General features: G+C 56.8%; 10 protein-coding genes and 1 pseudogene. 6 read left to right on the top strand and 5 right to left on the bottom strand.

Features of this window, described 5'->3' with window-relative positions:
• Window positions 1–582: 582 nt before the first annotated feature.
• From ABY948_RS09240 to ABY948_RS09225, 4 genes are all read left to right on the top strand, one after another.
• The gene (locus ABY948_RS09240) at window positions 583–1,038 is read left to right on the top strand and encodes a GNAT family N-acetyltransferase (RefSeq protein WP_461482243.1); all 456 of its coding nucleotides are present in this window, start codon (window positions 583–585) and stop codon (window positions 1,036–1,038) included.
• Window positions 1,039–1,355: 317 nt separating this feature from the next.
• Window positions 1,356–2,144: a glutamate racemase gene (murI, locus tag ABY948_RS09235; protein WP_461482242.1), complete on the top strand. Its 789-nt coding sequence runs from the start codon at window positions 1,356–1,358 to the stop codon at window positions 2,142–2,144.
• 103 nt (window positions 2,145–2,247) lie between these two features.
• Window positions 2,248–2,745, top strand: a complete 498-nt coding sequence (locus tag ABY948_RS09230; protein WP_461482241.1) for a hypothetical protein — start codon at window positions 2,248–2,250, stop codon at window positions 2,743–2,745.
• 227 nt (window positions 2,746–2,972) lie between these two features.
• Window positions 2,973–3,497 carry a lecithin retinol acyltransferase family protein gene (locus tag ABY948_RS09225; protein WP_461482240.1) on the top strand — a complete coding sequence of 175 codons (525 nt, stop codon included), beginning with the start codon at window positions 2,973–2,975 and terminating at the stop codon, window positions 3,495–3,497.
• Between the two features lie 2 nt (window positions 3,498–3,499).
• Here the strand turns inward: ABY948_RS09225 and argF are convergent, their stop codons facing one another.
• The 5 genes from argF to ABY948_RS09200 form a co-directional block, all read right to left on the bottom strand.
• Complete coding sequence (gene argF / locus ABY948_RS09220) at window positions 3,500–4,414, bottom strand: ornithine carbamoyltransferase (protein ID WP_461482239.1); 915 nt, start codon at window positions 4,412–4,414, stop codon at window positions 3,500–3,502.
• A gap of 6 nt (window positions 4,415–4,420) precedes the next feature.
• The gene (locus tag ABY948_RS09215; protein WP_461482238.1) at window positions 4,421–5,590 is read right to left on the bottom strand and encodes an acetylornithine transaminase; all 1,170 of its coding nucleotides are present in this window, start codon (window positions 5,588–5,590) and stop codon (window positions 4,421–4,423) included.
• Window positions 5,591–5,704: 114 nt separating this feature from the next.
• A complete protein-coding gene (locus tag ABY948_RS09210) occupies window positions 5,705–6,463 on the bottom strand; it encodes a PepSY domain-containing protein (protein ID WP_461482237.1) in 759 nt (252 codons plus the stop codon).
• Complete coding sequence (locus tag ABY948_RS09205; RefSeq protein WP_461482236.1) at window positions 6,444–6,932, bottom strand: FMN-binding protein; 489 nt, start codon at window positions 6,930–6,932, stop codon at window positions 6,444–6,446. Before ABY948_RS09205 ends, ABY948_RS09210 begins: the two co-directional genes overlap by 20 nt.
• Before the next feature lie 98 nt (window positions 6,933–7,030).
• A complete protein-coding gene (locus ABY948_RS09200) occupies window positions 7,031–8,269 on the bottom strand; it encodes a porin (protein ID WP_461482235.1) in 1,239 nt (412 codons plus the stop codon).
• A 220-nt stretch (window positions 8,270–8,489) separates the two neighbouring features.
• Between ABY948_RS09200 and grxD the strand changes: the two genes are divergently transcribed.
• Both grxD and ABY948_RS09190 read left to right on the top strand, forming a co-directional pair.
• Window positions 8,490–8,813, top strand: a complete 324-nt coding sequence (gene grxD / locus ABY948_RS09195; RefSeq protein ID WP_461482234.1) for a Grx4 family monothiol glutaredoxin — start codon at window positions 8,490–8,492, stop codon at window positions 8,811–8,813.
• 158 nt (window positions 8,814–8,971) lie between these two features.
• Window positions 8,972–9,063, top strand: a pseudogene (locus ABY948_RS09190) (peroxiredoxin); the annotation flags it as partial.

The following is a 9,063-nucleotide window of genomic DNA, read 5'->3' as shown; positions in this document are numbered from 1 at the left end:
TGCGGTGCGGTGCGGTGCGGTGCGGTGCGGTGCGGCGTTGGCGCTACGACTCGATCTGCCGGCATTTAGGAAGTGGCGGTTTCGGCCGCCGTGCTTTCTTTCTCCGTTTCGCTACTGATTGCGGTTTACAGCGGTATCTGGGAAAGAAACACAACACCCACTCCCGGGCTTTTCCCCCCTGAGGGATGGCCGCCGCACGGGGAACGGGCGACAGGGCACTGTTTGCCTTGAGCAAACAGTGCCAATTCATTGACATGACAGGTTAAAGGCGCAATGCTCAGCGTTCATTCTAGGGCGCGATCAGGGACGATGATGGCTCACTTGCCCCGAATACCTCGGCCAGATGATTCAGAACATCGTCGCTATCGAGCAGATAAGCCACTGAATAATTTCCGAACAATAAACCTGAATCCGCTTTGAGCGCTGGGAATGTTTATCATCAATAGCCGTTCAAAAATACCAGGAAAGCATCTAGTTTCGCTTCGCTTCAATTGCCCGCTGAGCTGGGCGTTGGGCAACCCGAGGAGCCCACGACTGGTAGACACCCGGTATAGTTGATTGGCCTATATGGACGTGCTCCCCATGTTGACCTATCACTCCCTTGACACACCGCCGGTCGAAGAGTGGCTTGAGCTCCTCAACTCAGATTTAGTGCGCAAACACCTTATCCAGCATCCACAGTTCACAACGGAAACTCTTGGGATTTGGCTGCAAAGTAAAATCGAATTAGATCAGGAACCGGGCTGTAGACTTCGAGCCATTCACTCTGACGGAATGCTTATCGGATGGTGTGGTATCCAGGTCGAATCCGGCAATTACGAAGTTGCCCTTGTTCTTTCGCCGAAATATTGGGGACATGGCCGAGCAGCCCTGAATCAGGTAATAAAGTGGGCACAAGAACTAGGCCACAAGCGGCTGCTCGCGCATTTACCGCCAACAAGATCACAGAAAAAAGCCCTTGAAAGACTTTTCGGCCAGCCTATTGGCGCAAGCAGCATCCAGGGACATATTTTCAACACCTACCAAATGGAAATTTAACCAGGCATAGGCTCCGGACTTTGTAGCTCCCCGCTTTAGTCCATATGCACGGGTTTCATTTGCAGGTACAGCTTGCTCATGGTGCAGGCAAAAGCGAGTAACATCCCGAAATCAGGGTCAACAAGGAGGAGAACCGATGGTTGAGAAAATACTGGTGGGACCACTGCTGGACGGCGATCGACTCTATGCGAATGAGCTCTGGACCACCGTTCCCGAGATGCGCAAGTGTGGTAAAAATACGCGTAACCGGGACGGTTTACGCTACACTTCCGCCACCTCTACATCGGCCATCAGAAAACGGGATACTCTGCGAATTTATGACTTATCGCGCCCCCATCGGGATTTTTGACTCTGGCATCGGCGGCCTGTCGATTGCCAGCAAGGTGAGAGCGTTGCTGCCCGGTGAAGACATCGTCTATGTGGCGGATTCGGGCCACGCCCCCTACGGCGACCGCTCCGATCAGTACATCCTGGAAAGGTCTTTTGCGGTCACGGATTTCCTGATCTCACGCAATGTGAAAGCCGTTGTGGTGGCCTGCAATACCGCGACCACCACGTCTATTGCGGCGCTGCGCGCCCGCTATGCTGTGCCCTTTATCGGTGTCGAGCCGGGGATCAAGCCCGCGGTGCTCAACAGCCGGAGCGGGGTGGTGGGCGTGCTGGCCACCGCCAAGACACTGGTGACGGATTCTTTCACCGCGCTGGCCAACGCGGTGGCGGCAAATGTCAGAATAGAAATCATGCCGTGCCCGGAACTTGTGTTGCAGATTGAGGCGTTAAAACTCGATCACCACGAAGCGGCGGGGCTGGTGAAAAAATATCTGCAACCGCTGCTGGAACAAGGCGCGGATACCATTGTGCTGGGCTGCACCCACTATGCCCATCTGGCCCATGTGATCGCAGGGGTGGCGGGGCCAAATGTTTCGATTGTGAGCACGGAAACGGCGGTCGCCAATGAGGTGCGCCGACGCCTTGAAAGGGAAGGTCTGGTCACCAATAAGGTTCAAGCCGGATTTGATGAGTTCTGGAGTAACGGTTCTCTGGAGCACTTTCAGAGACAGCTGGACCGGTTGTGGGGGCGGCCGGTTACAGTAGGGCAGTTTTAATGTCACCCAGCTTCAGGCCGGGAACGGATTCGATTTTGTGGGCAGAGAAAATACCAAGATGCTAACGAACACGACTGAACGCCGGTTTCTCCCCGGCTGGATAATGAGCAAGCTGGTTTTTCCGGTGATCGCTCTGCTAGTTTGCAGTTTCACCGCCGCTGAATCGGTCAGCCTAAAACCCCTTGACCAGTATTACGCCCACGCGACCGCTGCTGAGTGGCAGCAGGCGTTGCCGATCATCCAGGAGCTGGTCGAGGAGGATCCGAGCATTCCCTCAAGGTGGTTCCAATACGGCTCCTGCCTCGAAGAACTGCAACAGCATGCAGAGGCGATTTTGGCATTCAAACGGGCCTATGCGCTGGACTCGACGGACTTTGGCGCCCAGTACCGGATTTTCAGGAATTACGCCCTGGCCGGTGATGTGGCGGGCTTCGTGGGATTTGCCCGGCTGGAGGTGGTTAAAACCCCCCGGATTATCGAGCGGATCAACCAGAGAGAAGAGTTCGAGGCGATGGTTTCAAGTGCGGCCTATCGGGAATTCCTGGCAGAGTTGTCGCAGCAAGCCCCGCATGGGGAATACCAGCAAGGGGGCCGGTTCTAACCGCGAGTGAGCCGTCATCCCGATGGCGTCGCATTGATGGCAGTTAAAGGTCGCAGATGAGAGCAGGCGGGTTTTATGCGCTAGGGATTACCAGCCTGTGGGCGTAAGCTGCTACTTTATCCGCCCCGCCAACAACAGTAACATCAGGGAAAGATTGGATACCCCGCTAAACTGCTATCCTTAGCCATTGTTTAAGCGGAGTTCTTAACGGAATTTGGGCGTTTCCTATGGCTCGTGGTGATCATATCTATGTACGTCGTTTTGGTGGCACTTACGCCCACCACGGCATTGATGCGGGCGATGGCACGGTCATCCACTACACCAGCAGTCACTGGGTGACCCCCCGTGTGGTCAGGCGCACCAGCCTGGAAAAATTTGCCCGCGGCGATGAAATCCTGGTGCGCGACTACGAACAATTCTTTGAAACCCTGAAGCGGGGTGACATCCTCGAACGCACCAGCCTCGGCATCAATAAGTTGATGGACAGCCTGCGGGGCCTGAAGGTGGAGGAGCTGGATTTTTCACCGGATGCGGTGATCCAGCGCGCCGAGAGCCGGCTGGGGGAGTTTGCCTTTGATCTGATGTTCAACAACTGCGAACACTTTGCCACCTGGTGTAAAACCGGTATCAGCAACAGCGAGCAGATTACCGATCTGTGGCGCCGCGCCCTGACCGGTGGCGGCTTTGCCAAGTACCGCACCAGCGAGGCGCTGACCAACCTGGTGGAGTTGCCCTGGCGCCTGCTGAGATAGGTTTATTTCACCATTTCCGCCAGTAAAAACTCCACCAGCGCTTTTTGCGCGTGCAGGCGGTTTTCCGCCTCGTCCCATACCACTGACCATTTTGACTCCAGCATGGTGTCGCTGATTTCCAGGCCGCGGTAGGCGGGCAGGCAGTGCATGAACAGGGCGTCCGGGGCGGCCAGCGCCATTAATTCTTCGTTGACCTGGAAGCCGTAAAAGTCTTTTTCGCGCTGCTTTTTTTCCTCTTCCTGGCCCATGGAGGCCCAGGTATCGGTGACCACCAGGTCGGCATCCTTCAGTGCGGCGGCGGGATCGCGCACGATGGAAACCCGGTCGCTGAATTTATCCAGCAGCACCTGTGAAGGCTCATAGCCTTCCGGGCAGGCGATCACCAGCTCGAAGTCGAGCATGTCCGCGGCATTCATGTAGGACTGGCACATGTTGTTGCCATCCCCCACCCAGGCGACGCGTTTGCCGCGAATGCTGCCCCGGTGTTCCAGATAGGTCTGCATGTCGGCCAGCAACTGGCAGGGGTGGAAATCGTCGGTGAGGGCATTGATGACGGGTACGCTGGAATACTCGGCAAAGGTGGTGATGCGATCGTGACCGAAGGTGCGGATCATGATGATGTCCACCATGCGCGAAATGACCCGGGCCGAGTCTTCCACCGGTTCGCCGCGACCGAGCTGGGTGTCGTTGGGGGACAGGAACAGCGCACTGCCACCGAGCTGGGCCATGCCCGTTTCAAAGGAAACCCGGGTGCGGGTGGACGACTTTTCAAAGATCATCGCCATCACCTTGCCTTCACAGGGCCGTGAATCAATGCCATCGCGGTGCTGATTTTTGATCTCAACTGCCCGTTGCAGCAGTGTTTCCAGTTCTGTCTTTGACAGGTCCTGCAAGGTCAGGAAGTGTCTCAATGCCATAGTCGGTTACTCCTGTGTGAGCAGCTCAGCCAGTATCTGGACAAGTTGATCAGCTTCTTCATGGCGGATGGTCAGGGGTGGCAGCAGCCGGATAACAGACTGGGCCGTCACGTTGATCAGCAAACCCCTGGCGGCGGCTTTATCCACCAATTCCGGACAGGGTTGCTTCATCTCCACCGCCAGCATCAGGCCCTGACCGCGCACCTCCAGCACATCCTTGTTGCCTGAAAGTTGCTCGCGCAACTGCTGTTTCAGGTAGTCGCCCATGGTGCCGGCCTGTTCGCACAGTTGTTCTTCAATGATGACCTTGACCGTCGCCAGCGCCGCGGCGCAGGCCAGCGGGTTGCCGCCAAAGGTGGAGCCGTGGCTGCCCGGCTGCATCAGCTCGGCGGCTTTGGGGCCGGCCAGGCAGGCGCCGATGGGCATGCCGTTGCCGAGTCCCTTGGCAGTGGTGACGACGTCCGGCAGCATATTGAAATGCTGGTAGTTGAAGTATTTTCCGGTGCGGCCGTTGCCGGTCTGGATCTCATCCAGCATCAGCAGCCAGTTGTGCTCGTCACAGAGTTGCCGCAGGCCGGGCAGGTAATCGGCTGCGGGGGTGCGGATACCGCCTTCACCCTGGATCGGCTCCATCAGTACCGCCACCACATTGCGGTTGTTTTTGGCGATGTTCTGCAGGGATTTGAGGTCGTTGTAGGGCGCCCGTACAAAGCCGCTGACCAGCGGTTCGAAGCCGGCCTGGACCTTGCGGTTACCGGTGGCGGTCAGGGTGGCCAGGGTGCGACCGTGGAAGGCATTTTCCAGCACAATGATGGTCGGTTCGGCAATACCCTTGCTGTGTCCAAACAGCCGCGCCAGCTTGATGGCGGCTTCGTTGGCTTCCGCGCCGGAGTTGCAGAAAAACATTTTTTCCAGCCCGGAGAGTTCGCGCAGTTTTTCCGCCAGTGCTTCCTGGCCGGGAATATTGTACAGGTTGGAACAGTGGGTCAGGGTGGCGGCCTGGTCGGCAATCGCCTGGGCGACAGCGGGGTGGGCGTGGCCGAGGCCGCACACGGCGATGCCGGAGATGGCGTCCAGATAGCGCTTGCCCTGATCATCCCAAACCCAGCTGCCCTGGCCCTTGGTCAGGGTGATTTTGCGGGTGCCGTAATTGTTCATCAATGCCTTGCTGGTCATAGCAATCTTCCAAAACGAAAAAAGGCAGTCGCCGCTGCGCTGCCCAAGGCCCGAAATACTATAGGGATTTATTCGGAATGGCAATTCTTGCCGGGAATCAGCGCTGTTGTCACCTCACCGGCCTCCACCATTGAGTCTGCGGCGGCTGTTCCAGGCCAAAATACCCGTTATTGCCAGCACACACAGCAGGATGCCGATCAGGTCGACAAACAGAACCCCCGCTGTACCAAAGAAGCGCCCGCTGTGCAGATCGAGGATCAGGGTTTCCAGGGAGATGCCCGGCAAATCCTCAATGGCGTCGAGCTGTTCAGCGAGTTGCGGCGGGATTGCCTGCGGTTTGCTCCAGCCGTCGGCCCGGAAGGGCTGTTGGGTCAGCGCCAGGGTATCCAGATCGATCCTGTAGGTCTGATTTGAACTGCCCAGCAGGATGTGATCTCCGGCGACCTGCAATCTGTCGGCGTCGTCGGGTAAACCCTGCAGTCGACCGAGTTTTTCGATCAGTTCTCCCTCCACCGTCAATATCACCAGCCCATCCTGACACAGCGCCAACAGCATGGTGGGCAGTGCCGCCGCGCCGAGCAGTGGCGGCTGGCAGTCGGCAACCGCTTGATCGTCCAGGAATAAATTCCTGCCGCCGGGTTGGCTGAGCCATTTTCCAAACAGTGGCACGCCGGTTGGTTCGGCGTCCTCCAAGCCGTACCAGTGGAGCAGCCAGTTTGCCCGCAGCTCTTTTTTGGCTAGTTCGAGGGCAGGGGAGTGGTTGAGCAGCACCCCGGTGATGGCCAGGAAGAACACCATGGCAGTGATGCCGAAACCGATCCTGCGGTGCCATTGCTGGTTGAATATCAGCGTCTTACGGGGTCTGTGGGACAAGGGTGCCGTTCTCTTTTGCTGTTTTTTGGGCGACGTGCTGGTGGTAGAACAGGGCCAGGGTAGTGACCTTGCGGACGGCGCGGACCGATAGGGTGGCGCCGGTGATACCGTCGATGTGTTTGTCCAGCTTCAGTTCGGGGGTTATTTTGACATCCCGGAACTGGTCGGTAAATGCGGGATAGCGCACTTCCCAGCCGCGGCTCTCGCGGAAGGCCAGTATCTTTACCTGGGCGACCTGGTCGTCGCGAATGACCACGCCAATGGTAATGGGCAGTTCCTTGCCGATCTCCTCCATGATCCAGGCGGTGGTGCCGCCGGATTGCCAGTAACGGGTTCGCAGCCCGCGCACCTGGCGATGCATGATCTCAGTGGCGGTTTCTTTCAGTTGTGGGGTCAGCAGCAGAGACTTTGCTTCCGGTGGCTCCCCGGCAAATACTTCGGCGATAAATTCAGGTCCCGTCTGGTACACGCCCTTGGCAACGGCGCCCGCGCTCAGGGCCAGGCACAGGACAAAAAGGAGAGCCGCTGATGCGGCTCTCCCAAAGCGTGGTGAGAAGACTTGTCTGTTTAGAAACTCCAACCTACCCCCAGATTAAAGCCGCGCAGCTCGTCGCCGCTTTCCACTTCCTGGCGCATGTAATCGGCTTTCAGTACCACGTGCTCGTCGAGCCAGTAGTTTACACCAACGTCATACTGTTGTTTCTCGGTGTCGTTGCTGTCGCCGGCCTGGTTGTCCCATTCACTGTAGCGGGCGAACAGGCCCAGTTTTTCGGTGAGTTTGTAGGAGGGCTCAACATAAAAGCCTTCCTGCTCATCGGCGCCGGCCTTGAAGATTTCGATGGCATCGTCGATGTCCCAGTGGGCGTAGAGGGCGCGAATGCCGAAGGGGCCGCGGTTGTAGATGGCGTGGGCTTCCCACAGGGTGGCATCCACTTCCTCTTCGCCGCCAAAGGTTTCGCCCTGCCACAGGTCGGACTGGTACTGAACCGTGGTTGCCAGCTCCAGGCCGGGTACGCCGGTGTATTTCAGGCGACCGGTGTAGGCCAGGTCGTCGCCCTTGGCTTCACTGACTTTCTGGCGGCCATCGCGGATTTTCCATTTGGAACTGGTGGGGTCAATAAACAGCCCGGAGTGAACCCCGGCATCGTAGCTGAAGCCATGGCCCAGTTCGCCGCTGAACAGGGTGCCGCCTTCCCACCAGGTGGCCGGCAGAATGTCTTTCTCGACGTTGTTGCGCTCGACGCCGTAGAAGGCGTCCGGTTCGTGGGTTTCGTTGATAATGCCCACCGGCATCAGGAACACACCGGCCTTGGCGCGGTGGTTCTGGGCGTAATCCCATTCGATGTAGGCCTGCTCCACTTCCACTTCGCCATTTTTACCTTCGCCGGCGACGTTGTGCTCCACTTCCAGCTCGGAATAGAAACGCAAATCGTCGTTGAACTGGTGTCCGAAGTACACCACAAAACGGTGCAGGTCGAACTCGTCTTTGGAGTTGTCGGAATTGTCGGAAGTCAGGTTGTTATAGTGGACTTCGCCGTAGCCGCCAATGCTGGTTTTCTCGGCCCACTCGGCCAGCTTGGCAACCGGACCGGCGCTCACTTCCTCGACGGCGGCAAAGGTGGCCTCGGTTTTCTCTTCGGTCTGGGCAACGCGCTGTTCGGTAGCGCTCAACTGTGATTTTAACTGGGTAATCTCGGCCTGTTGCTGTTGGACCAGATCCCACATGTCTTCAAGGCTTGGTGAGGCGGCCTGGGTTGCTGTCGCCAGGCCCAGTCCGGCCAGGGCCAGCAGGGTTTTCTTGTGCATGCTGTTTCTCCGATAGATAGTTGTAATGTGCTTGTTAAACAACGGTCAGCACTATAAAGAGAACCATTCTCAAATGCAAACAGTTCCTATTTGTATTAGCATGTGGAGTGAAAGGGGAAGAATTTTGAGTTGGGTAGTGTCCGTCACCGGGGGAGTGGAGTAGAATAGTTGACCTTTATAGTCGACTATTTATGGCACTAATTTTTAGAGGTATGAATTCATGGATATTATGGAAACCATTCGCGAGCAGGTGGAAGGTAATCCGGTCATTCTTTATATGAAAGGCTCTCCCAATCAGCCTCAGTGCGGCTTCTCTGCCCGCACCGTGGAAGCCCTGATGGCCTGTGGCGAGCGCTTTGCGTATGTGGACGTATTGACCAATCCGGAAATTCGCGCCAACTTGCCAAAATACGCCAACTGGCCTACGTTTCCACAACTGTGGGTCAATGGCGAGCTGGTTGGCGGCTGCGACATCATCGTCGAAATGCACGCGAACGGTGAGTTGGCAGCCCTGATAAAAGAAGCGACCCAGAAAGAGAGCTGATCGCGCCGGCGTTTAAGCCAGCTTATTACGGTTATAGCGAATAACAATGAGACATGGAAATCTCATTGTGTAAGATGACTTCTATCGTTTTGAGATTGGGCTGCCCTGCGCAGCCGTGATTTTCCTTAAAAATAACTGACTTGAAGAGGAGTTAGACCATGGGAGTTTTAGTTGGTAAACCGGCACCGGATTTCACCGCTGGTGCAGTACTGGGCAATGGCGAAATCGTTGACGGTTTCAAGCTGTCTGA

Origin of the sequence: Porticoccus sp., from assembly GCF_041592135.1 — a bacterium.
Taxonomy (GTDB): Bacteria; Pseudomonadota; Gammaproteobacteria; order Pseudomonadales; family Porticoccaceae; genus Porticoccus.
This window is presented reverse-complemented; position numbering and strand designations above follow the sequence as displayed.

Excerpts from the sequence above, each read along its gene's own strand:
- ABY948_RS09240 (WP_461482243.1), top strand. The coding sequence starts at position 583 with ATGTTGACCTATCACTCCCTTGACACACCGCCGGTCGAAGAGTGGCTT.
- murI (WP_461482242.1), top strand. The coding sequence starts at position 1,356 with ATGACTTATCGCGCCCCCATCGGGATTTTTGACTCTGGCATCGGCGGC.
- ABY948_RS09230 (WP_461482241.1), top strand. The coding sequence starts at position 2,248 with ATGAGCAAGCTGGTTTTTCCGGTGATCGCTCTGCTAGTTTGCAGTTTC.
- ABY948_RS09225 (WP_461482240.1), top strand. The coding sequence starts at position 2,973 with ATGGCTCGTGGTGATCATATCTATGTACGTCGTTTTGGTGGCACTTAC.
- argF (WP_461482239.1), bottom strand. The coding sequence starts at position 4,414 with ATGGCATTGAGACACTTCCTGACCTTGCAGGACCTGTCAAAGACAGAA.
- ABY948_RS09215 (WP_461482238.1), bottom strand. The coding sequence starts at position 5,590 with ATGACCAGCAAGGCATTGATGAACAATTACGGCACCCGCAAAATCACC.
- ABY948_RS09200 (WP_461482235.1), bottom strand. The coding sequence starts at position 8,269 with ATGCACAAGAAAACCCTGCTGGCCCTGGCCGGACTGGGCCTGGCGACA.
- grxD (WP_461482234.1), top strand. The coding sequence starts at position 8,490 with ATGGATATTATGGAAACCATTCGCGAGCAGGTGGAAGGTAATCCGGTC.